Source organism: Pseudomonas sp. LBUM920 (genome assembly GCF_003852315.1).
Lineage (GTDB): Bacteria > Pseudomonadota > Gammaproteobacteria > Pseudomonadales > Pseudomonadaceae > Aquipseudomonas.
The window spans coordinates 1,972,001-1,993,110 of sequence record NZ_CP027762.1; the positions used below are offsets into that span (position 1 = coordinate 1,972,001).

Sequence of the window (21,110 nt, forward strand, 5' to 3'; positions counted from 1 at the left end):
CCGATGAACCTGTCCCCGCGTCAGCATTGGATGGGTGTGCTTGCCCGCGCCCAACTCAATGAATTGCAACCTCACGAAGCGGCTTTGAAGGACGCCGAGTACCAGCTGATTCGCGCCCCTGAAATCGGCATGACGTTAGTGCGTGGCCGCATGGGCGGGGATGGCGCCGCCTTCAACGTCGGTGAAATGAGCGTGACCCGTTGCGTGGTGCGCCTGGCTGACGGCCGCACCGGCTACAGCTATTTGGCCGGGCGCGACAAAGCCCACGCCGAGTTGGCCGCCCTGGCCGACGCGCACCTGCAAGGCACGCAACCGAGCCTGTGGCTCAGCGATTTGATCACCGCGCTGGCGACTGCCCAAGCCAAACGCCGCGCGCAAAAAGAAGCCGACACTGCCGCCACCAAGGTCGAGTTCTTCACCTTGGTGCGAGGAGAAAACTGATGAATGCGCACCTGTTGCAACCGGCGTTTGTCGACCCGGTACTCGATGCCCAGCGCGGTTTTCGCGCGGCGCTCAAAGCCCTGGCCGAACCGGGCCTGATCCAGCACCTGCCTTCAGCGCCGCGCCTGGATGGCCTGGCACCCGCCACCTACGGACTGTGCCTGGCGCTGCTGGATGGGGACACGCCAGTGTGGCTGGCGCCGAGCTTCGACACGCCGCTGATCCGCGCCAACCTGGGCTTTCACTGCGGCTGCCCACTGACGGATAAGCGCGAAGAAGCGGCCTTTGCGTTGCTCGGCGAACAAGACCTGCTCGACCTCAGCGGCTTCGACCACGGTAACGACCGTTACCCCGACCAGTCCTGCACCTTGCTGGTTCAGCTTACCGATCTGGAGTCCGGTCGCGGCCTGCACTGGCATGGCCCCGGCATCAAGACGCAACGCCGGGTGAACCTGCCGGTGCCGCAGGATTTCTGGCTGGAACGCCAACGCCGCGAAGCCTTCCCGCGTGGCCTGGACGTGGTGTTCAGCGCAGGTCATCACCTGATTGGCCTGCCACGCAGCAGCCGCATCGCACAGGAGCACGCCTGATGTACGTAGCCGTCAAAGGTGGCGAGCAAGCCATCGACAATGCCCACCGCCTGCTGGCGAAAAAACGCCGGGGCGATACCGCCATTCCCGAACTCAGCGTTGCACAGATCCGCGAACAACTGCCGTTGGCCGTGGCGCGGGTGATGACCGAAGGCTCGCTGTTCGACGAAGAACTCGCCGCGCTGGCGATCAAGCAAGCGGCGGGCGACCTGGTGGAAGCAATCTTCTTGCTGCGCGCCTACCGCACCACGCTGCCGCGCTTCAGCCCGAGCCTGCCGATTGATACGGCGCACATGGTATTGAGTCGACGCCTGTCGGCCACCTTCAAAGACGTGCCCGGCGGCCAGTTGCTCGGCCCGACCTTCGATTACACCCACCGGCTGCTGGATTTTTCGCTGCTGGCCGAAGGTACATACCCAGGCCCACAAACCACGGCGGATGCGCGCATCGAAGCCTGCCCACGGGTGCTCGGTTTGCTCGCCAAAGAAGGCCTGATCCAAAACGAAGCTGACGACAACGCCAGCGTCGCCGACATCACCCGCGACCCGCTGGAATACCCGGCCAGCCGCGCCGAGCGCCTGCAAGCCCTGGCCCGTGGCGATGAGGGGTTTCTGTTGGCGCTGGGTTACTCGACCCAACGTGGCTATGGCCGCAATCACCCGTTTGCCGGCGAGATTCGCATCGGCGACGTAGAGGTGTGGATCGACCCCGAAGAACTGGGCTTCCCGGTGTGCCTGGGCAGCATCGAAGTGACCGAGTGCGAGATGGTCAACCAGTTCGTTGGTTCGGCCACGCAGCTGGCGCAGTTCACGCGTGGCTATGGCCTGGCGTTCGGGCATGCCGAGCGGAAGGCCATGGGCATGGCGTTGGTCGACCGCTCGCTGCGCGCCGAGGAATACAACGAAGAGGTGGTGTCGCCGGCTCAGCGCGAAGAGTTCGTGCTGGCCCATTGCGACAACGTCGAGGCCGCGGGCTTTGTTTCGCACCTCAAATTGCCTCACTACGTGGACTTCCAGTCCGAGCTGGAACTGATCCGCAAACTGCGCCAACCGGCCGAGGGCACGCGCCATGAATGACCTGACTCAAACACCTGCGCGTGACCCGGCGTACAACTTTGCCTACCTCGACGAGCAGACCAAACGCATGATCCGCCGCGCCTTGCTCAAGGCCGTGGCCATCCCCGGTTACCAAGTGCCGTTCGGGGGCCGCGAGATGCCGTTGCCGTACGGCTGGGGCACCGGCGGCATGCAATTGACCGCCGCGATCCTCGGCGCCGATGACGTGCTCAAGGTCATCGACCAGGGCGCCGACGACACCACCAACGCCGTGTCGATCCGGCGCTTCTTTGCGCGCACGGCCGGTGTCGCCACCACCGAAGCCACGCCGGAGGCGACCGTGATCCAGACCCGCCACCGCATCCCGGAAACGCCGCTGCAGGCCGACCAGATCATGGTCTACCAAGTGCCCATCCCGGAGCCGCTGCGCTTTATCGAACCGTCGGAAACCGAGACGCGCACCATGCACGCGCTCAACGATTACGGGGTGATGCACGTAAAACTCTACGAAGACATCGCCACTTTCGGCCACATCGCCACCAGCTACGCCTACCCGGTAATGGTCGATGAGCGCTACGTGATGGACCCATCACCGATCCCCAAATTCGACAACCCCAAGCTCGACATGAGCCCGGCACTGATGCTGTTTGGCGCCGGGCGTGAAAAGCGCCTCTACGCAGTGCCGCCGTACACCCAAGTCACCAGCCTCGACTTTGAAGACCACCCGTTCGAGGTGCAGAAATGGGCACACAACTGCGCGATCTGCGGCAGCCACGAGTCGTTTCTCGATGAGCTGATTCTCGACGACGCCGGTACCCAGAGTTTTGTGTGTTCCGACACCTGGTATTGCGCCCAGCGCGTGAAGGAGAACAACCAGTGAGCCAGCCGTTATTGCACGTGCGCGACCTGTCTTTGCTCTACGGCCCGGAAAAGGGCTGCCAGGGCGTGAGTTTTGATCTGTACCCCGGCGAAGTACTGGGAATTGTCGGCGAGTCCGGCTCAGGCAAATCCACCTTGCTCTCGCTGCTGAGCGGGCGTTTGCCACCGCAAGCCGGGAGCATTGGCTACCGCAGCAAGGACGGTGAATGGCTTGACCTCTACAGCGCCAGCGAAGCCGAGCGCCGCACCTTGCTGCGCACCGAGTGGGGCTTTGTCGAGCAGAACCCCCGTGACGGCCTGCGCATGGGGGTGTCGGCCGGCGCCAATATTGGCGAGCGCCTGATGGCCCAGGGCGTGCGCAACTATGCGCAACTGCGCGGCGCCGGTCTGGATTGGCTGGGCCAGGTGGAAATCGACCCGCAGCGCATCGATGACCTGCCGCGCACCTTCTCGGGCGGCATGCAGCAGCGCCTGCAAATCGCCCGCAACCTCGTCTCCAGCCCACGCCTTGTGTTCATGGACGAACCCACCGGCGGTCTGGACGTGTCGGTGCAAGCGCGTTTGCTCGACCTGCTGCGCGGCCTGGTGCGTGAGCTGGATTTGGCGGTGGTGATTGTCACTCATGACCTGGCCGTGGCCCGTCTGTTGGCCGACCGCCTGATGGTGATGCGCCGCTCGCGCGTGGTGGAAACGGGGCTCACCGACCAGATCCTCGACGATCCACAGCACCCTTACTCTCAACTGCTGGTGTCTTCGGTATTGCAGCCATGATGAATGCCTTGATCGAGGTTCGCTACCTCTCGAAAACCTTCACCTTGCACCAGCAGAACGGCGTGGTGCTCAACGTGCTGCGCGGCGTGGATTTTAGCGTGCAGGGCGGCGAATGCCTGGTGCTGCACGGCCAGTCCGGCGCGGGTAAAAGCACCTTGCTGCGCACGCTGTACGGCAATTATCTACCGGCAGGTGGCAGCATTCGCGTAAGGCATGCCGGTGAGTGGCTGGAGCTGGTGGGCGCTGAGCCGCGTGACATTTTGCAGGTGCGCCAGCAAACCCTGGGTTACGTCAGTCAATTCTTGCGGGTGATCCCACGCGTGGCCTGCCTGGACGTGGTGATGGAGCCCGCGCTCGCCCGTGGTTGGTCCAGGGCTAACGCGCAGTCCCGCGCCGAGCACTTGCTGACGCGCCTGAATATTCCCCAACGCCTGTGGCAACTGGCGCCCGGCACCTTCTCCGGTGGCGAGCAACAGCGCGTGAATATCGCCCGTGGCTTCATGGTCGAGTGGCCAGTGATGCTGCTGGACGAGCCCACCGCGTCTCTTGACGACAACAATCGCCAGGTGGTGCTGGAACTGATGAACGAAGCCAAGGCTGGCGGCGCCGCACTGATCGGCATTTTCCACGACCGCGCCGCCCGTGAAGCGGTTGCCGACCGCCATTTCGACATGACCCCCACGCCCGTTGCCGCAGAGGAATACGCCCATGCCCGCTGAACAGATCCTCAGTAATGCCCAGGTCGTTACGGCTGAGCGTGTGTTCCTCGGTTCGGTGGTGCTGCGCGACGGCAAGATTGTCGACATTGCCGAAGGCCGCAGCCAGTTGCCCCAGGCCCAGGATTTGGGCGGTGATTGCCTGCTGCCGGGGCTGGTGGAGTTGCACACCGACAACCTGGAAAAACACATGACCCCGCGCCCCGGCGTGGACTGGCCGTCGACCTCGGCGGTGCTCAGCCATGACGCGCAGATCATCGCGGCGGGCATCACCACGGTGTTCGACGCGGTGTCCATCGGCGATGTGAACCCCAAGGGCAACCGCATGAAGAAACTGCCGGCGATGCTCGACGCCATCGCTTCGGCAGAAGGCGCCGGGCTGACCCGCGCCGAGCACCACTTGCACCTGCGCTGCGAGCTGTGCCACCCGGATACCCTGAGCGTGTTCCGCGACCTGGTGGAAAACCCGCTGGTGCGTCTGGTGTCGGTGATGGACCATTCGCCGGGCCAGCGCCAGTTCGTGCTCGAAGCCAAGTACCGTGAGTACTACATGGGCAAGTACCACCTCAACGACGAAACCATGGACGCGTTTATCGTGTTGCAAATGGCCAACTCCCGCGAGTACAGCGACCGCTATCGCGCGGCCATCGTCGAGCATTGCCTGGGGCGTGGGTTGTCGGTGGCCAGCCACGATGACGCCACGTTGGCGCATGTTGAAGAGTCGGCGCGCTACGGCATGACCATTGCCGAATTCCCCACTACGCTTGAAGCAGCCCAGGGCTGCCGGGCGCTGAACATGAAAGTGTTGATGGGTGCGCCGAACGTGGTGCGCGGCGGGTCACACTCGGGTAATGTGGCCGCCGCCGGCCTGGCTGCGCAGGGATTGCTGGATATACTTTCCAGCGACTACTACCCGGCCAGCCTGTTGCAGGCCGCGTTCGTGCTGGCCGATGAGCAGGACGGCGGCGACCTGGCGCGCGCGGTCAAGATGATCAGCCTGGCACCGGCGCACGCGGCGGGCCTGACCGATCGCGGTGAAATTGCGGTGGGCCTGCGCGCTGACCTGGTCCAGGCCAAACGCCGCGAAGGGCTGCCCGTGGTGCAACAAGTGTGGCGACAAGCGAAGAGGGTGTTTTGATGGCAGGCAGGTTGATCTATCTCATCGGGCCATCGGGTTCGGGCAAGGACAGCCTGCTGGATGCCGCCCGCCCGCGCTTGGCCGAGCGCGGCTGCCGCATTGTGCGGCGGGTGATCACCCGTTCGGCCGAAGCGGTGGGCGAGGCGGCCCAGGGTGTGAGCCCGGAGCAGTTCGCCGCGATGCAGGCCGAGGACGCGTTTGCCCTCAGCTGGCACGCCAATGGGTTGTCGTACGGCATCCCGCGTGTGATCGACGACTGGCTGGCGGCGGGGGAAGACGTGCTGGTCAATGGGTCCCGCGCGCACCTGGCGCAAACCCGCGAACGCTATCCCTCGGTGCTGGTGCTGTTGCTGACGGTCGATCAAACCGTGTTGCGCCAGCGCTTGATCGCGCGGGGGCGTGAGTCGTTGGCCGATATCGAGGAGCGCCTGGCACGCAATGCGCGGTTCACCGCAGACCTGATCGCCGGCAATGGTGCGGGGCTGCTGGTGCTGGATAACTCCGGCCCGCTGGTGCATACCGTCGAGCGCTTGCTGTGCTGCCTGGATCACGGGCACTCGGCATGCGCCTGACCTTGCTTGGCACCGGTGACGCGCGGCAAGTTCCGGTGTACGGCTGCGAATGCGCTGCCTGCGCCCTGGCGCGCAGCGATGAAGGGTTACGCCGCCGACCGTGCAGCGCGTTGATCGAATGTGGCGACCAGCGCTGGTTGATCGACAGCGGTTTGCCGGACCTGACCGAACGCTTCCCGCCGCGCAGTTTCAACGGGATTTTCCAGACCCACTACCACGCTGACCATGCGCAAGGTTTGCTGCATTTGCGCTGGGGCCAGGGGCTGGTGATTCCGGTGCACGGGCCGGCGGACCCGCAAGGGTTGTCCGACCTTTACAAGCACCCGGGGATTCTGGATTTCAGCCAGCCGTTTGGCGCATTCGAAACCCGCGAATTTGGCGAGTTGCGCGTGACGGCGTTGCCGTTGCAGCACTCCAAACCCACCTTCGGTTATCTGCTGGAAGGCGAAGGTCGGCGCATCGCCTACCTCACCGACACGGTCGGCCTGCCGCCTGCCACCCTGGCCTGGCTGCAACGCGCGCCACTGGAGGTGTTGGTGCTCGATTGCTCCATGCCGCCGCAGCCCCAAGCACCGCGCAATCACAATGACGTGACGCTGGCATTGCGCAGCATTGAGCAAACAGGTGCGCAATTGGGCGTACTGACGCACGTGGGGCATACGCTGGACGCGTGGTTGCTGGAACATCGGCGCGAGTTGCCCAGGCATGTGACAGTGGCGTGGGATGGCCGGGTGCTTTGAACACGGCATGACGTCTGTGGGAGCGGGCTTGCTCGCGAATGCGGTGTGTCAGTTGAGGGATTCTTCACTGACCCAGCGCTTTCGCGAGCAAGCCCGCTCCCACACTGTGATCTTTATTGTCTGCAGATTTCCATTCCAAATCGGCTTGCCAGCGCCTTGCGTCCCTTGGCCGTCAACCCCAACGCGCGACTGTCCAGGTCCTGGGTCACCCATCCACGGCGGATAACACTTTGCAGCAATGCCGCGCCCAAAGCACCGGCCAGGTGCGGGCGGCGCATGCTCCAGTCCAGGCACGAACAGGCGAAACGTCGGCGCTGCGTGCGCAGTGCGGGCACATCGATGCCCAGCTCGGTCATGGCTTGTTCACCCGCCGCGCTCAGCTGGTAAGCGCCGTCGCCCATCAACCAGCCGCAAGCGATGAAATGGTCGTGCAGGTGCACGGCCAGGGTACCGGCCATGTGGTCGTAGCAGGTGCGCGCAAACTGCAAACGCGTGGGCGTGGTCGAGACGAAACCCCTGCTGGTGTTATGGCTGATCTGCATCAGGCCCTCGATGGCCTGCGCCACGTGCGGCCCAGCCAGGCTGTAATAGCGATGACGTCCCTGGGTGTGCAGCGTAAGCAGGCCATCGTTCTTGAGCCTGGCCAAATGGGCACTGGCGGTCGAGGCGCTGACCTGGGCAATTGCCGCCATCTCGGTGCTGGTTCGTGCGTGGCCATCCATCAGCGAACAGAGCATTTTCGTTCGCGCGGGCTCCGCGATCGCACCCGCCACGTGTGAAAGCGCCGTGTCCTCGTCCTGAGCGTACATATTTCGTTCCTGAGCGAATCGTTGCCGTGTGAGAGGGCAGATAGTAACGCTTCTTTTGCAAACAGGACGTGCCCGATGACACCGCTGCAAGCCGCGACCCATGCCGACCCTTACGCCTATTACGCGGCCCTCAGGCGCAACGATGAGCTGTCGTTCGATGCTGAACTGGGACTGTGGATCGCCAGTAGCGCCAGGACTGTCGAGGCCGTGCTGACGCACCCTGACTGCCTGGTACGCCCGTCACACGAGCCGGTGCCTGCGGCGATCGCGAACGGTGCGGCGGGTCAGGTGTTCGCCAGGTTGATGCGCATGAACGAGGGCGCGGCCCACCAGTGCCCCAGGGCGGTGGTCGAACCTGCACTGGCCAGGTTGGACGCGGTGCATATCGCCAGGGTGGTGACGCAAGTCAGCAGGCGCCTGCACAGCCTCGATGAGTGGATGTTTACATTGCCGGTCGCTGTGGTGGGTTCGCTGCTGGGTGTGCCTGGCGAGCGGTTGCACAGAGTCGCCGCGTTGACCCGGGATTTTGTCGCGTGTCTTTCGCCGCTGAGCAGCCAGGCTCATTTGCGCGCCGCCGATGCTGGCGCTGTACAGCTGGGGCAGCTGTTCGGTGCGGTGCTCGAGCAGACCGGGTTTCTCGAGCAGCTTCTCCAAGGCGAGTGGGGTGACCCGAATGCACTGACGCCTAACCTGATCGGCTTGCTCTCCCAGACGTGTGAAGCGAGTGCCGGCCTGATTGGCAATACGCTGGTCACACTCGCCCGGCGGCCTGACCTGCTGGCGCACATCCAGCGCACGCCAGCTTTGGTGCCAGCGCTGGTGGAGGAGGTGGCCCGCTATGACTCGCCGGTGCAGAACACGCGGCGATTTGCGGCCGGGCCCTGCTCGATTGGCAATCGCTTTCTAGAGAAGGGCGAAGCTGTTCTCGTGTTGCTGGCCGCTGCGAACCGGGACCCCGATGCAAACCCTGACCCGGACAGCATTCTGCTTGAGCGACCCCGCCGGCGCTTGTTCAGCTTTGGCGTTGGCAAACACCACTGCCCTGGCCAAGTGCTCGCGTTGAACATCGCATCGCAAGCGCTGCGCGAATTATTGCGCCAGCCGAGCGTCTGGGCCGATGCTCGCCAATGCGGTTACTGGCTTTCGCTGAATGGGCGCATCCCGCGGTTTGAATGTGCAGGCCTATATCCGTAACGCGAGCTGCTTCCAGGCGATCAAGTGTGTAGGGTTTTGTTTCCATGCCGAGTTTGACGCGTGAGGGTTTTCTAAACTTTATATGTTTTACAGTGTTTTAAAGTCCCTGTTTTCGGGCGAGGGTTTGAGTGTGTAGTGCGCGTATATGATTATTCTTGTGTGTGGATGTGAAGTGTATGTATCCAGTTGTTATATGTTTGGGCGTGAAACATAGTCAGGGCTGGTGCGCGGTTTTTTGATGTGGGAGGTTAGTTTGGCGGTTAAGTAGGTTGCCGCGTCCTGGGCCCTGTTTCGGGTCGGCTTAATGTTTTCAAAGGATGTTATATGCGCGTTGCCTCTCCATTTGTTGCCCATCCTCTACATCAGCCTAAATTGCCTGAATTCAGTGCGCCGGCTTTCACACACCTTGCCCACGTCTCCATGGCGCCAGCCCAGAAGCCCGCTTTTGGCACGCAGGAGGCCGCCAACCAGATCCTGCGGGGAGGCTATCGCCATTACGATCGCGATGGCGACGGTAAAATCGAATTGTCTTTTACCCTTGACGAAAAGTTCTCTGCCAAACAAAAAGTGTCCATTCGCCAGGCACTTCAAATGTGGCAAGACGTGACCACGATTATATTCAAAGAAAATTCAACCTGCGCCGACGGTTCAATAACCATTGCAGCCGATCCTCGTACCAGTGGTGGCGTGTCACAGTTACCCAATCAGTATTACGGTGACATGAAAACCACCATTGGAACGCAGGGCGCTCGCGAAGTCCCCGCGCACGGCGATTACTTTTTATTTACCGCAGTTCATGAGTTGGGGCACGCCCTGGGCCTTGGTCACCCTGGCGAATATGGCAAGCGAGTACACACCTATGCACAGACCGCATACGAGCAAGACACCAAGGCCTGCAGCGTAATGAGTTATTGGGATGAAACCAATCAACCTGGCCATGACTTCCAACGGCGCCATCCGTGCGTGCCGATGAAAGATGACATTGGCGCGATACAAAAACTCTACGGTGCCAATGTCAATACGCGACCTACCGACACGACCTACGGGTTCAACTCCAACACGGGACGTGATCACTTGAGCCTTGCGTCCGCGAACGATGCGCCGATCTTTTGCATTTGGGATGGGGGCGGCAATGACACGCTGGACGTTTCCGGGTTTTCCCAGGATCAGGTCATCAACCTGCACGCTGAGTCGTTTTCCAGTGTGGGCGGCTTGAAGGGCAATGTATCCATCGCCATGGGCGTTACGCTGGAAAACGCTGTCGGCGGTTCGGGCAACGACCAAATCAACGGCAACGAGGTGGGCAACAGGCTCCGCGGTGGCGCGGGCGCGGACAGGTTGCGCGGCGGTGGCGGCGCGGATGTTTTTGTGTACGACAGGGCGAGCGATTCTACGCTTGGCCAGCCAGACGAGATTCTGGATTTCACCAGTGGCACCGACAGGATCGATCTTTCCGGCCTGTTGAAAAATACCTCCATCAGGCATGTTTACGTGGTTGAGCAGTTCACGGGACGAGCCGGCGAGATCGTCCTCAGCCATGACCAGAGCAGTGGCGCTGGTAGCTTGAGCCTTGACCTTACCGGCCAGGGCAAAGCCGATTTGTTTCTCAAAAGTGTGGGGAGGATTCGCGCCAGTGACATTGTCACGGGCACCGGGTCCGGGCTTGGGCTGACGGGCCTCAAACGCCAACGCAGCTCCACGCCGGGGCTTCTATCGGGCCTTAAGGCGCACGATACCGTCTATGGCTTCAACGCCAACAGCGGTGACCGCTCAAGCAGCCTGCATGCCGGCAGCGGCGCGCCGCGTTTTCTGGTACAGGACGCGGGTGGCAATGACACCCTGGATTTTTCCGGTTTCGAGCATCACCAAACCATCGATTTGCGCCATAACTCCGCCTCCAGTGTGGGCGGTCTGCGCAACAACGTCGCCATCGCCAAAGGCGTTGTCGTGGAGAATGCGATTGGCGGCTCCGGCCAGGACACGCTCATTGGCAACGCGGTGGACAACGTCCTCACTGGCGGTGCTGGCGGCGATGTGCTCTGGGGTGTGGGCGGTAGAAACACGTTCAAATATGACCAGGCCAGTGACTCGACCGGTCACGATGCCGATGTGCTCATGGATTTCGCCAGTGGCGAGGACACTGTCGATCTGAGGGCACTGGCCAAACAGTACGCAACCCCCTTGCGCCTGGTGCAAGACTACACGGGGCGCGTTGGCGACACCGTGATCAACTACCACCCACAGAGCGGCCGCTACGTTGTGGGCATCGACCTGCTGGGCCACCGCCGGTCTGACTTCCTGATCAAGAGCGCGCGTTTGATCAAGCCCCAGGATGTGCTTGGCCTGACTGCGCAGCGGCGCTGATCAGGGTTTGCACGTACTCCACAAACGCGCGTGCCTTGGCACTCGCCATCCTGCCAGTGGGGAACACTGCCCATAAATCAATCGGCGGCAGTTGCCAGTCAGTCAGCACCGGCTTGACCTCACCACTCGCCAGTTCCGGGGCAAACATCCAGGTCGATGCCATGGTCAGGCCCAAATGGTTCAGCACCGCGGCGCGCACGCCCTCTGCGGCGGTGACGCGGATGCGGCCGCGGGCGACGACCGGGTAGTGACTGTCGCCCTGGCTGAACGTCCAGTTTGAGCCGCCGCCCAGGCTGTAGATGATTGCCTGGTGTTGCAGCAAATCCGCCGGGGTGGCCGGCTCGCCACAGCGTTCGAAGTAGGCCGGGGTGGCGAGGATTTGCCGCGGGGATTGGCCGATCTTGCGGGCGGTAAGGCCCGAGTCGCTCAAGTTGCCCATGCGCAGGGCGACGTCGATGCCTTCTTCCACCAGGTTGAGGCTGTGGTCGTTGAGCACCACTTCGACGTTCACGGCGGGGTATTGCGCCAGGAACGGGCCCAGGTGAGGAATGATGTGCAACCGGGCGAAGGTGGTTGCGGCACTGATGCGCAAGTTGCCCGACAGCCCGGCGCCTGCACCGCGTGCGGCGTCGTCGGCCTCATTGGCTTCGTCGATGGCGCGCCTGGCTTTTTCGAAAAACGCCAGGCCTGCCTCGGTCGGTGTCAGGCCGCGCGTGGAGCGCAACACCAACCGCACGGCCAGGCGCGCCTCCAATTGCGCGATGCTTTTGGAGACAGCAGGCTGGCCTATCCCCAAGCGTTTGGCGGCAGCTGAGAACGAGCCGGTTTCGACCACGTTCACGAAGGTTTCCATGGCGGTGAGGCGGTCCATCGGGTGTCCTTGGGTTATTGGGTGAGGGCGTCGAGCATCGCCGACGGTTCTGGGCGTTGAGTGTAATCCGGGTTGACCTCGGCGTAACGAATCACGCTGTCCTGGCCGATCACGTAGCGCGCTGGCATCGGCAGGGTCCAGGCCGGGTCGTCATTGATCAGCGGCAAGTTGTTACCCAGGGCCTTGTAGAGTTCGATCAGGTAGTCCGGCAGTTGAAAGCGCAGGCCGAATGCATCGGCAACGTCGTTGTGGGTATCGCTGAGGATCGGGAAACCCAGCTCGGTGATGCGTTCGGATTTACGGCTGTTGGCGGCAGTCTGCGGCGACAGGGCCAGCAGGCTCGCGCCCTGGTCTTTCAACGTCGGCAAAAAGGTTTGCAGCGCTTGCAGCTCCATATTGCAATACGGGCACCACACGCCGCGGTAGAACGTCAGCACCAGGGGGCCGTTGGCCAACAGATCGGCTGAGGACACCCACGTACCGTTGGCATCCTTGAGGCTGAACAGCGGCGCCTTGTCACCCACCTTCAACGCACGCTGTGCGGCGCCGGACGCAATCAGCTCGGCTGTGGCGCGTTCCATGATCGGATGGATATGCGCCGGCGCGTTGTAGGGAGGCTTGCCGGCTTTGAAGTCAGCACGGAAGGCATCAAGTGTGGCTTGAAGTGTCATTGCGATATTCCCTCAGGAGATAAGCCGAGTTGGCGGGAGGGATAATGGGCGCGGCGGGGCGGGCGAAGAAGCAGGGCGAGGCGCATAGCAATTATGCCCTGCGGGAATAAACACCGCTTATTTCCACTCTTTAGGCATACAGCCGTCACTCCCGTTAAAGCAATCTGCGCTTGAGCAAATAACTCCAGGGTTACGTTTATCAAGCCGGGCCAAGAAGGCTGAGGCGCAAAGCGGGTTATTGATCAAGGAGCTGCAAGACGCGGGTGGGGTGCTGGATCGGGTCACCGGCAGCCATCCTATTTTTACTCACCGCTCTAACCCGTACACGATCCTGGTGCCGCATCCCAAGAAGGACGTGCCCCTGGGCACCGTCAAAAGCATCAGGAAACGCGCCGGGCTGTTTCAGTGTTGAGCAGAGCATTCATGCAACCAACGAATCGACCGCTATGTGCGCGAGCACAAGGTCAAAAGCCGCTCGTCATTTCTGGCGGATGCGGCCCTGGAGAAGTTGGTGCGCGCCTGGTTGCGGTCAGGCTGTGGCAACGGCCACCGTGCGCGATGCACTCAGGAACCGCAACAACGCCACCAGTGGGAACGCACTGCCCACCAGCATCACGCCAAGCCAGCCGCCGTGTTCATACACACTGCTGGCAATCGCCGAGCCGAAGGCGCCGCCGATGAAGATGCTGGTCATGTACAGCGCGTTCAAGCGGCTGCGGCTGTTGGCGTCGAGGGCGTAGATGGCGCGTTGGCCGAGGACCATGTTCATCTGCACGCAGAAGTCCAGCACCACACCGGTGACGGCCAGGCCGATCACGCTGTACAGCGGATGCACGAAGGCGGGCAAAAAGCTCAAGGCGGCAAACAGCATCGCCAGCAGCGAAGCGCGGTGCGTGTGGCCGGCGTCGGCCAGGCGGCCAGCGATAGGCGCGGCGATGGCGCCCAAGGCACCGACCAGGGCGAACAGCGCGATCTCGCTTTGGCTCAAGCCGTGGTTGCGCGACAGTTCCAGCGGGGCGGCAGTCCAGAACAGGCTGAACGTGGCGAACATGCAACCCTGGTAGAACGCGCGCTGGCGCAGTACCGGTTGCTGGCGCAGCAGCGTGCCAAGGGAGCGCAGCAGCTGGCCGTAGCTGGCGCTGTGGTCGGGCTGGCGCTTGGGGATGGTCATCAGCAGGACCACGCTGATGAAGGCCATCAATGCCGCGGCGGCCATGAACATCGCGCGCCAGCCGAAGTGGTCGGCCACCACGCTGGACACCGGCCGTGCCAGCAGAATGCCGAGCAACAGGCCGCCCATGATGCTGCCAACCACGCGGCCCCGGGATTCGGCGGGCGCCAGGTGCGCCGCCAGCGGGATCAGGATTTGCACCGAGACAGAACTGAAGCCGATCAGCAACGACACAAGCAGGAACAAATTCGGCTGCTCGGTAAAGGCAGCACCCAGTAGGCTGGCGATGGCCAACACGGTGGTGGCGATCATCAGCTTGCGGTTTTCCAGCAAGTCACCCAGCGGCACCAGGAAAAACAGGCCCAGGGCGTAGCCGATTTGTGTCAGGGACACGATCAGGCTGGCCATCGCCGGCGTCAGGCCAATGTCGGGTGCAATCAGTTCGATGATCGGTTGGGCGTAGTAGATGTTGGCAACAATGGCGCCGCAACAGAACGCAAACAGCATCACCATGCCTCGGGTCATGGTGCTTGAAGCGTGTGGGGTAGCGTTCATGGTGTTCTCGTTAAAGCGAAGGAAGAGGGCGTGCGAGAGTAAAGACAATCGCATGGCCGGAGTAGGGCGCTGTGGGTGATAACACTCATGCCGCAAATTAATGACTGAATCGTTAACTTTTGAGTCGAACGGCAATGATACATTCAGTCACAACTGCCGAAACAGGAAATCCACTTTCATGAAAATTTCGCTGAACAAGATGATCCTGGCTTCAACCCTGGCCGCCGCCATGGCCATTGGCTTGGCCAATGCCGCCGAGGCTCCGCGGGTCGGTGTGCGCGGCGCCATTACGGCGATCGATGGCGACGCAATGCACGTCAAGGTCAACAGCGGCGCAGACGTCACCGTGCACCTGACCAAAGACACCCAGGTCCGCGCCGTCACCCTGGCCAAGATTGATGAAATCAAGCCCGGCAGCTACATCGGGTCGGCCGCCATGCCGAATGCCGATGGCACCCTGACTGCCCTGGAAGTTCACGTGTTTCCACCGGCCATGGCCGGCACGGGCGATGGGCACCGTGCGTTTGACTTGAAAGAAGGCAGCAGCATGACCAACGGCACCGTCGGCGATCTGGTGGTCAGCAACGGGCGCACCTTGACCGTGAAGTACAAAGGCGGCGAGCAGAAGATTGTGGTGCCGGATGATGTGCCGATCGTCAACCTGGAGCCAGGGGATCGCAGTTTGTTAAAGCCCGGTGTGAAGGTGGTGATGTTTGCATCGCAGGCGGCGGATGGGACGGTTACCGCTCAGGCGATTTCGGCCGGTAAGGACGGCGTGACACCGCCGATGTAACGGCCAAAACACAGAGCCAAATGTGGGAGCGGGCTTGCTCGCGAAAGCGCAGTGTCAGTCATCGAATCAATCGACTGAACCACCGCCTTCGCGAGCAAGCCCGCTCCCACATTGTTTACCGCGTTTATTCAGTTACTGACCGCTGTAGATCTGATCAAAAATCCCACCATCATTGAAGTGGGTTTTCTGCACGGTGCGCCAGTCACCAAAGGTCTTCTCCACCGACAGGAAGTCGACTTTCGGGAAGCGGTCGGTGTACTTGGCCAACACCTTCGGGTCGCGGGGACGCAGGTAGTTGTTGGCTGCGATTTCCTGACCTTCAGGCGACCACAGGTACTTCAAGTAATCTTCGGCCGCCACACGGGTGCCTTTTTTCTCAACCACTTTGTCGACCACCGACACCGGTGGCTCCGCTTCGGCGGAAACGCTTGGGTAGATCACTTCGAACTGATCACGGCCGAACTCACGCGCGATCATTTCTGCCTCGTTTTCAAAGGTCACCAGCACGTCGCCGATCTGGTTGGTCATGAACGTGGTGGTGGCTGCGCGGCCGCCGGTGTCCAGCACTGGCGCGTGTTTGAACAGTTCGCCAACGAACTTCTTCGCCTTGTCTTCATCGCCGCCGTTCTTGAGCACATAACCCCAGGCCGACAGGTAGGTGTAGCGGCCATTACCCGAGGTTTTCGGGTTGGGCACGATCACTTGCACGCCATCCTTGAGCAGGTCCGGCCAGTCTTTGAGGGCTTTGGGGTTGCCCTTGCGCACGATAAACACCGTGGCGGAGGTAAACGGCGCGCTGTTGTTCGGCAGGCGGGTGACCCAGTTGTCCGGCACCAGCTTGCCGTTGTCCGCCAGGGCATTGATGTCGGTGGCCATGTTCATGGTGATCACGTCAGCCGGCAGGCCGTCGATCACCGAGCGCGCCTGTTTACTGGAGCCGCCGAAGGACATCTGCAAGGTCAGCTTGTCGTTCGGGTGCTCGGCTTCCCAGTGCTTTTGGAAGGCGGCGTTATAGTCTTTGTAGAAGTCGCGCATCACGTCATAGGAGACGTTGAGCAGTGTGACGGGGGCAGCCTGTACGGCGCCCGCCAGGGCTAGGCCGGCGGCCAGTAAAGAGGCGCTAACGAGTTTTTTCACTGCTCATTCCTTGTTGTTCGAGAAGGTTGTCGATTGAGTGGGGGGCATTTTGCCACCGACTATAGCCGCGCCCGTATAGACGTTTAAAGATTAAAACGAACTTTGCTTATTCCACTTTGCGAAACAGATTGCTGCCACAGCGCGAGCAAAACGCTGCGTTGGGCTCGTGGTTGTCTTTCTTGCACACCGGGCAATCGTGCTGCAGCTGTTCGCCGCGCATCGCACTGGCCAATTCAGCGGTAAAAATCCCCGTGGGCACGGCGATGATCGAATAACCGGTGATCATCACCAGCGACGAGATGACCTGGCCCAGCGGAGTCTTCGGCACGATGTCGCCAAAGCCCACGGTGGTCAGCGTCACGATCGCCCAGTAGATGCCTTTGGGAATACTGGTAAACCCGTGTTCCGGGCCTTCGATTACGTACATCAGCGTGCCGAATACGGTCACCAGGGTGCACACGCTCAGCAGAAACACCACGATCTTCTGCTTGCTGCCACGCAGCGCCGCCATCAGATAGTTGGCTTGCTTGAGGTAGGGGCTGAGCTTGAGCACGCGGAAAATCCGCAGCATCCGGATGATGCGGATGATCAGCAGGTACTGCGCGTCGCTGTAATACAGCGCGAGGATGCCGGGCACGATGGCGAGTAAATCCACCAGCCCATAAAAACTGAACGCATAGCGCAACGGCTTGGGCGAGCAATACAGCCGCAGGCCGTATTCGATGGCGAAGATGACGGTAAAGCCCCACTCGATATAGGCCAGCACGTCGGCGTAGTTATCGTGGACGGTCTGGATACTGTCGAGGATCACGATCACAAGGCTGGCGAGGATGATCAGCAACAGGGTGCTGTCGAAGCGCCGGCCGGCCACGGTGTCGCTTTGGAACACCATTACATAGAGGCGCTGACGCCAGTCGTTGTTGCTGTCCATAAAACCCGCCCAAATCGAATATCGGGCAAGCCTAGGGGGATTCGAACGGGCTGTCCACGCGGGCTTTGAACATCCGCTGGCTGGCGTGTACCAGCCAGCAGGCCAGGACAAACGGGGCCGTTAATGCGGGCAGGTGCAGGGCGGTGAAACCGGGCGTGAGGATGACCGCCAGAAGGATGCCGAGCAGTGGCTGCCAGGGGCGGCGGCATGACTGGCTTAACGCCAGCGCGGCCAGCGCCGGGTTATAGCTGTGCAGACCGAGGAGGGCGCTGGCCGGTTCGTCCAGCCACAGGGCGATCAACACGCCGGTAGCGGCGCCCGTGAGTGCCCATAGCGCGGCGCGGCGGTTGGCCAGCAACAGGCCAAGCGCAATCAGCGCGCCAGCCAACGGCCGGTCCAGCAGCATGATTTGCGCAAGCCCGGTGAACGGTGCGGTGAGCACGTCCAGGGTGTCGGGTGCGGTGAGCGTGAATGTGCTGTCAGGCACTGTGCCGACCAGCAACCAGCCGAGGCCCACAAAGGGCGCGGTGTAGGCGGGCAAGTCATGTGGCGCAGTGGCGTGTTTCAACCATTGCCGCGTGAGCATCGCACTCAGGCCGCCGCACGCCAGGATCAGCGGCGGCAACAAGGCCGACCAGGCGAAGTGCTGGCTGATCAGCAAGCCCAGCAGCACGCCGTTGTAGCTGTAAAGGCCAGCTTGGCGTTCGGCCTTGGGATAACCCCGGCGCTGGGCCGTGAGCAAACCGGCGACGCCACCCAATAATGCGCCGCCGAATAAGGCCGGGGCGCCGATCAGGATGGCCAGCAGGCACAGCAAGCCACACAGCGGCTGGCGTTGCAGGAAGATCTGGCTGAAACCGTTGAGCAGGGCTTCGGCCCAGTCGGGGCAGGTTGGGTTGTGCATGGTGGTTAGTCAGTGAGACAGAGTCGTCCCCAATCGCAGGCAAGCCAGCTCCCACATTTGAACGCATTGCAGATCAAAATGTGGGAGCGGGCTTGCCCGCGATGAGGCACTTACAGACGCTAAATCAACGTCTCGATGCGCAACGAGTTGGTCGACCCCGGCTGCCCGAACGGCACCCCCGCCGTAATCACCAACGTATCCCCGCGCTGCGCCATGCCTTGCGCCTGAGCAATCTCCAGCGCCGTGGAACACACCTCATCCACCTGGCGCAGTCGATCGTTGACCACCGAATGCACGCCCCACGCCACGCTCAAGCGCCGCGCCGTGGACAGGTTTGGCGTGAGGTTGAGGATCGGCGCCACCGGCCGCTCCCGCGCCGCGCGCAGGCTGGAGCTGCCAGACTCGCTGTAGTTGACCAGTACCGCCACCGGCAGAATGCTGCTGATACGCCGGATCGCGCAGCTGATCGCGTCTGACACCGTGGCGTCCGCCTTCGGCCGGCTGACGTCCAGCTGCGTCTGGTAGTCCGGGCCGTTTTCCACTTGGCGGATGATCTTGCTCATCATCTGCACGGCTTCCAGCGGGTATTCACCCGAAGCGGTTTCCGCCGACAGCATCACCGCGTCGGCGCCTTCGGCCACCGCGTTGGCCACATCCGTCACTTCGGCGCGGGTTGGCGCAGGCGAAAAACGCATGGATTCGAGCATTTGCGTGGCCACCACCACTGGTTTGCCCAGCTGGCGGCAGGTGCTGATGATGTCTTTCTGGATTTGCGGCACGCTTTCGGCGGGCACTTCCACGCCCAGGTCGCCTCTGGCCACCATGATTGCGTCACTCAGCTCAGCGATTTCCTGCAAGCGTTGCACGGCAGACGGTTTTTCGATCTTGGCCATCAAAAACGCCTTGTCGCCGATCAACTCGCGGGCCTCGCGGATATCTTCCGGGCGCTGCACGAATGACAGCGCCACCCAATCCACGCCCAGCTCCAGGCCGAAGCTCAGGTCGCGGCGGTCCTTGGCGGTCAGTGGGCTGAGTTCCAGCAAGGCTTGCGGCACGTTCACGCCTTTGCGGTCGGACAGTTCACCGCCATTGAGCACGGTGGTGTCGATGGCCTCGGCATGTTTGGTGATCACCCGCAGGCGCAACTTGCCGTCATCGAGCAGCAGGTCCATGCCCGGCTCCAGCGCCGCGATGATTTCCGGGTGGGGCAGGTTGACCCGGCATTGATCGCCCGGCGTTGGGTCCAGGTCCAGGCGCAACGCCTGGCCGCGCACCAGTTGCACCTTGCCCTCGGCAAACGTGCCGACGCGCAGCTTCGGCCCTTGCAGGTCCATCAGGATGCCCAGCGGGTAATTGAGCTGGCGCTCCACCTGGCGGATCCACTGGTAGCGTTGGGCATGATCGGCGTGGTCGCCATGGCTGAAGTTGAGGCGAAAGATATTCACCCCGGCCTCCACCAGCTCGCGGATGTCATCGATGCCGTCGGTGGCCGGGCCCAGGGTGGCGAGGATTTTGACCTTCTTGTCAGGCGTCATGTTTGGCAGTCTCAAGAATCAGGATGGCGCGGAAGTCATTGACGTTGGTGCGGGTCGGCTCGGTGATGATCAAGCCGTCGAGGGCGGCGAAATAGCCGTAGCCATTGTTGTTGTCCAGCTCGTCGCTGGCCGACAGGCCCAGGGCTTCGGCGCGGGCGTAGCTGGTGGGGGTCATGATCGCGCCGGCGTTGTCTTGCGAACCGTCGATGCCGTCGGTGTCGCCGGCCAGGGCGTAGACGCCGGGCAGGCCCTTGAGGCTGTCGGTGAGGCTGAGCAGGAACTCGGCATTGCGCCCACCACGGCCATCGCCGCGTACGGTGACGGTGGTTTCACCGCCGGAGAGGATCACGCACGGTGCCGCCAGCGGCTGGCCATGCTGCACGATCTGCCGGGCAATGCCGGCGTGCACCTTGGCCACATCCCGCGCTTCGCCTTCGAGGTCGCCGAGGATCAGCGGGCTGAACCCGGCCTGGCGCACTTTCACCGCCACGGCTTCCAGCGACTGCTGTGGGCGGGCGATCAGTTGGAAGTGGCTGCGCGCGAGCACCGGGTCGCCGGGCTTGACGGTTTCCGACGCGGGGTCTTGCAACCAGCTGCGCACCGAAGCGGGCGCGTCGATGCTGTAACGCTTGAGGATTGCCAGGGCTTGCTGCGAGGTGCTTGGGTCGCCGACGGTGGGGCCGGAGGCGATGACGGTGGCCTGATCGCCCGGCACGTCGGAGATCGCGTAGGTGTAGACCGTCGCCGGCCAAGCCGCCTTGGCCAGGCGCCCGCCCTTGATCGCCGAGAGGTGCTTGCGCACGCAATTCATCTCGCCAATGGTCGCGCCGGATTTGAGCAGGGCTTTGTTGATGGTCTGCTTGTCGGCCAGGGTGATGCCTTCGGCGGGCAAGGCCAGCAAGGCAGAACCGCCACCGGAGAGCAGGAAGATCACGCGGTCGTCTTCGGTGAGGTTGCCGATCAGTGCCAGCACGCGCTTGGCCACCGCCAGGCCGGCGGCATCGGGCACCGGATGTGCGGCTTCGACCACTTCGATTTTTTTGCACGGTGCGCCGTGGCCGTAGCGGGTGACCACCAGGCCCGAGACGTCGCCTTGCCAGCACTCCTCGACCACGAGAGCCATGGCCGCCGCGGCTTTGCCAGCGCCGATCACGATCACACGGCCGCTGCGGTCGGCGGGCAGATAAGGTTCAAGCACTTGCCGGGGGTGGGCGGCGTCGATGGCTGCGGCAAACAGCTCGCGAAGCAGGTGTTGCGGATCGACCGACATAAG

Annotated in this window: 22 protein-coding genes and 1 pseudogene; 14 read left to right on the forward strand and 9 right to left on the reverse strand. The window is 62.4% G+C overall.

Annotated elements, in window-relative coordinates:
* The first annotated feature begins 3 nt into the window (after positions 1–3).
* From phnG to phnP, 9 genes are read left to right on the forward strand one after another with little or no spacing between them, the layout of a single operon-like run.
* A complete protein-coding gene (gene phnG, locus C4J83_RS09175; RefSeq protein ID WP_124416838.1) occupies positions 4–441 on the forward strand; it encodes a phosphonate C-P lyase system protein PhnG in 438 nt (145 codons plus the stop codon).
* Positions 441–1,031, forward strand: a complete 591-nt coding sequence (phnH, locus tag C4J83_RS09180) for a phosphonate C-P lyase system protein PhnH (protein WP_124416839.1) — start codon at positions 441–443, stop codon at positions 1,029–1,031. The genes phnG and phnH overlap by 1 nt, the downstream gene beginning before the upstream one ends.
* Positions 1,031–2,107 (forward strand): carbon-phosphorus lyase complex subunit, encoded by a 1,077-nt coding sequence (locus C4J83_RS09185; protein WP_119739521.1) that lies wholly within the window; start codon positions 1,031–1,033, stop codon positions 2,105–2,107. The genes phnH and C4J83_RS09185 overlap by 1 nt, the downstream gene beginning before the upstream one ends.
* The gene (locus tag C4J83_RS09190; protein WP_119739523.1) at positions 2,100–2,966 is read left to right on the forward strand and encodes an alpha-D-ribose 1-methylphosphonate 5-phosphate C-P-lyase PhnJ; all 867 of its coding nucleotides are present in this window, start codon (positions 2,100–2,102) and stop codon (positions 2,964–2,966) included. Before C4J83_RS09185 ends, C4J83_RS09190 begins: the two co-directional genes overlap by 8 nt.
* Entirely contained in the window at positions 2,927–3,736 is an 810-nt protein-coding gene (gene phnK, locus C4J83_RS09195) for a phosphonate C-P lyase system protein PhnK (protein ID WP_164487974.1), read from the forward strand. Before C4J83_RS09190 ends, phnK begins: the two co-directional genes overlap by 40 nt.
* Entirely contained in the window at positions 3,736–4,455 is a 720-nt protein-coding gene (gene phnL / locus C4J83_RS09200; RefSeq protein ID WP_124418846.1) for a phosphonate C-P lyase system protein PhnL, read from the forward strand. The genes phnK and phnL overlap by 1 nt, the downstream gene beginning before the upstream one ends.
* Entirely contained in the window at positions 4,445–5,590 is a 1,146-nt protein-coding gene (locus C4J83_RS09205; protein ID WP_124416840.1) for an alpha-D-ribose 1-methylphosphonate 5-triphosphate diphosphatase, read from the forward strand. The genes phnL and C4J83_RS09205 overlap by 11 nt, the downstream gene beginning before the upstream one ends.
* Positions 5,590–6,162 (forward strand): phosphonate metabolism protein/1,5-bisphosphokinase (PRPP-forming) PhnN, encoded by a 573-nt coding sequence (gene phnN, locus C4J83_RS09210; protein WP_124416841.1) that lies wholly within the window; start codon positions 5,590–5,592, stop codon positions 6,160–6,162. Before C4J83_RS09205 ends, phnN begins: the two co-directional genes overlap by 1 nt.
* Positions 6,153–6,902, forward strand: a complete 750-nt coding sequence (phnP, locus tag C4J83_RS09215) for a phosphonate metabolism protein PhnP (protein WP_124416842.1) — start codon at positions 6,153–6,155, stop codon at positions 6,900–6,902. The genes phnN and phnP overlap by 10 nt, the downstream gene beginning before the upstream one ends.
* A 113-nt stretch (positions 6,903–7,015) precedes the next feature.
* On the opposite strand, the gene C4J83_RS09220 is transcribed toward phnP, so the two are convergent.
* Positions 7,016–7,711 (reverse strand): ArsR/SmtB family transcription factor, encoded by a 696-nt coding sequence (locus tag C4J83_RS09220; protein ID WP_124416843.1) that lies wholly within the window; start codon positions 7,709–7,711, stop codon positions 7,016–7,018.
* Positions 7,712–7,786: 75 nt separating this feature from the next.
* On the opposite strand from C4J83_RS09220, the gene C4J83_RS09225 reads away from it, so the two are divergent.
* On the forward strand, positions 7,787–8,905 hold the full coding sequence (locus C4J83_RS09225; RefSeq protein ID WP_124416844.1) for a cytochrome P450: 1,119 nt from the start codon (positions 7,787–7,789) through the stop codon (positions 8,903–8,905).
* Between the two features lie 324 nt (positions 8,906–9,229).
* Entirely contained in the window at positions 9,230–11,269 is a 2,040-nt protein-coding gene (locus C4J83_RS09230) for a M10 family metallopeptidase C-terminal domain-containing protein (protein WP_124416845.1), read from the forward strand.
* On the opposite strand, the gene C4J83_RS09235 is transcribed toward C4J83_RS09230, so the two are convergent.
* Together C4J83_RS09235 and C4J83_RS09240 are read right to left on the reverse strand one after the other, a co-directional pair.
* Positions 11,226–12,140 (reverse strand): LysR family transcriptional regulator, encoded by a 915-nt coding sequence (locus tag C4J83_RS09235; RefSeq protein ID WP_124416846.1) that lies wholly within the window; start codon positions 12,138–12,140, stop codon positions 11,226–11,228. The genes C4J83_RS09230 and C4J83_RS09235 overlap by 44 nt on opposite strands.
* A gap of 14 nt (positions 12,141–12,154) precedes the next feature.
* Positions 12,155–12,811 (reverse strand): peroxiredoxin-like family protein, encoded by a 657-nt coding sequence (locus tag C4J83_RS09240; protein ID WP_124416847.1) that lies wholly within the window; start codon positions 12,809–12,811, stop codon positions 12,155–12,157.
* A gap of 238 nt (positions 12,812–13,049) precedes the next feature.
* Here C4J83_RS09240 and C4J83_RS09245 point away from each other — a divergent pair, with 238 nt between their 5' ends.
* The gene (locus C4J83_RS09245) at positions 13,050–13,223 is read left to right on the forward strand and encodes a type II toxin-antitoxin system HicA family toxin (RefSeq protein ID WP_124416848.1); all 174 of its coding nucleotides are present in this window, start codon (positions 13,050–13,052) and stop codon (positions 13,221–13,223) included.
* Positions 13,224–13,241: 18 nt separating this feature from the next.
* Positions 13,242–13,328, forward strand: a pseudogene (locus C4J83_RS09250) (type II toxin-antitoxin system HicB family antitoxin); the annotation flags it as partial.
* Between the two features lie 12 nt (positions 13,329–13,340).
* Here the strand turns inward: C4J83_RS09250 and C4J83_RS09255 are convergent.
* Positions 13,341–14,537, reverse strand: a complete 1,197-nt coding sequence (locus C4J83_RS09255; protein ID WP_106576768.1) for an MFS transporter — start codon at positions 14,535–14,537, stop codon at positions 13,341–13,343.
* A gap of 178 nt (positions 14,538–14,715) precedes the next feature.
* Between C4J83_RS09255 and C4J83_RS09260 the strand changes: the two genes are divergently transcribed.
* Entirely contained in the window at positions 14,716–15,330 is a 615-nt protein-coding gene (locus C4J83_RS09260; protein ID WP_106576767.1) for a DUF5666 domain-containing protein, read from the forward strand.
* 132 nt (positions 15,331–15,462) lie between these two features.
* On the opposite strand, the gene C4J83_RS09265 is transcribed toward C4J83_RS09260, so the two are convergent.
* From C4J83_RS09265 to C4J83_RS09285, 5 genes are all read right to left on the reverse strand, one after another.
* Complete coding sequence (locus C4J83_RS09265; RefSeq protein WP_106576766.1) at positions 15,463–16,467, reverse strand: sulfate ABC transporter substrate-binding protein; 1,005 nt, start codon at positions 16,465–16,467, stop codon at positions 15,463–15,465.
* A 106-nt stretch (positions 16,468–16,573) separates the two neighbouring features.
* Positions 16,574–17,398 (reverse strand): ion transporter, encoded by an 825-nt coding sequence (locus C4J83_RS09270; protein ID WP_124416849.1) that lies wholly within the window; start codon positions 17,396–17,398, stop codon positions 16,574–16,576.
* Positions 17,399–17,429: 31 nt separating this feature from the next.
* On the reverse strand, positions 17,430–18,302 hold the full coding sequence (locus tag C4J83_RS09275; protein WP_119739549.1) for an urea transporter: 873 nt from the start codon (positions 18,300–18,302) through the stop codon (positions 17,430–17,432).
* Positions 18,303–18,421: 119 nt separating this feature from the next.
* A complete protein-coding gene (gene pyk, locus C4J83_RS09280; protein WP_124416850.1) occupies positions 18,422–19,837 on the reverse strand; it encodes a pyruvate kinase in 1,416 nt (471 codons plus the stop codon).
* Positions 19,827–21,107 carry a glycerate kinase type-2 family protein gene (locus tag C4J83_RS09285; RefSeq protein WP_124416851.1) on the reverse strand — a complete coding sequence of 427 codons (1,281 nt, stop codon included), beginning with the start codon at positions 21,105–21,107 and terminating at the stop codon, positions 19,827–19,829. Before C4J83_RS09285 ends, pyk begins: the two co-directional genes overlap by 11 nt.
* Positions 21,108–21,110: the final 3 nt, after the last annotated feature.

What these genes read in the sequence shown, in the direction of transcription:
- C4J83_RS09270 (WP_124416849.1), bottom strand. Translation starts at nt 17,398, where the DNA reads ATGGACAGCAACAACGACTGGCGTCAGCGCCTCTATGTAATGGTGTTC.
- C4J83_RS09225 (WP_124416844.1), top strand. Translation starts at nt 7,787, where the DNA reads ATGACACCGCTGCAAGCCGCGACCCATGCCGACCCTTACGCCTATTAC.
- C4J83_RS09235 (WP_124416846.1), bottom strand. Translation starts at nt 12,140, where the DNA reads ATGGACCGCCTCACCGCCATGGAAACCTTCGTGAACGTGGTCGAAACC.
- C4J83_RS09205 (WP_124416840.1), top strand. Translation starts at nt 4,445, where the DNA reads ATGCCCGCTGAACAGATCCTCAGTAATGCCCAGGTCGTTACGGCTGAG.
- C4J83_RS09260 (WP_106576767.1), top strand. Translation starts at nt 14,716, where the DNA reads ATGAAAATTTCGCTGAACAAGATGATCCTGGCTTCAACCCTGGCCGCC.
- C4J83_RS09240 (WP_124416847.1), bottom strand. Translation starts at nt 12,811, where the DNA reads ATGACACTTCAAGCCACACTTGATGCCTTCCGTGCTGACTTCAAAGCC.
- phnG (WP_124416838.1), top strand. Translation starts at nt 4, where the DNA reads ATGAACCTGTCCCCGCGTCAGCATTGGATGGGTGTGCTTGCCCGCGCC.
- C4J83_RS09285 (WP_124416851.1), bottom strand. Translation starts at nt 21,107, where the DNA reads ATGTCGGTCGATCCGCAACACCTGCTTCGCGAGCTGTTTGCCGCAGCC.
- phnP (WP_124416842.1), top strand. Translation starts at nt 6,153, where the DNA reads ATGCGCCTGACCTTGCTTGGCACCGGTGACGCGCGGCAAGTTCCGGTG.
- C4J83_RS09255 (WP_106576768.1), bottom strand. Translation starts at nt 14,537, where the DNA reads ATGAACGCTACCCCACACGCTTCAAGCACCATGACCCGAGGCATGGTG.
- pyk (WP_124416850.1), bottom strand. Translation starts at nt 19,837, where the DNA reads ATGACGCCTGACAAGAAGGTCAAAATCCTCGCCACCCTGGGCCCGGCC.
- C4J83_RS09275 (WP_119739549.1), bottom strand. Translation starts at nt 18,302, where the DNA reads ATGCACAACCCAACCTGCCCCGACTGGGCCGAAGCCCTGCTCAACGGT.
- C4J83_RS09230 (WP_124416845.1), top strand. Translation starts at nt 9,230, where the DNA reads ATGCGCGTTGCCTCTCCATTTGTTGCCCATCCTCTACATCAGCCTAAA.
- phnH (WP_124416839.1), top strand. Translation starts at nt 441, where the DNA reads ATGAATGCGCACCTGTTGCAACCGGCGTTTGTCGACCCGGTACTCGAT.
- C4J83_RS09220 (WP_124416843.1), bottom strand. Translation starts at nt 7,711, where the DNA reads ATGTACGCTCAGGACGAGGACACGGCGCTTTCACACGTGGCGGGTGCG.
- C4J83_RS09190 (WP_119739523.1), top strand. Translation starts at nt 2,100, where the DNA reads ATGAATGACCTGACTCAAACACCTGCGCGTGACCCGGCGTACAACTTT.
- C4J83_RS09185 (WP_119739521.1), top strand. Translation starts at nt 1,031, where the DNA reads ATGTACGTAGCCGTCAAAGGTGGCGAGCAAGCCATCGACAATGCCCAC.
- phnL (WP_124418846.1), top strand. Translation starts at nt 3,736, where the DNA reads ATGAATGCCTTGATCGAGGTTCGCTACCTCTCGAAAACCTTCACCTTG.
- phnN (WP_124416841.1), top strand. Translation starts at nt 5,590, where the DNA reads ATGGCAGGCAGGTTGATCTATCTCATCGGGCCATCGGGTTCGGGCAAG.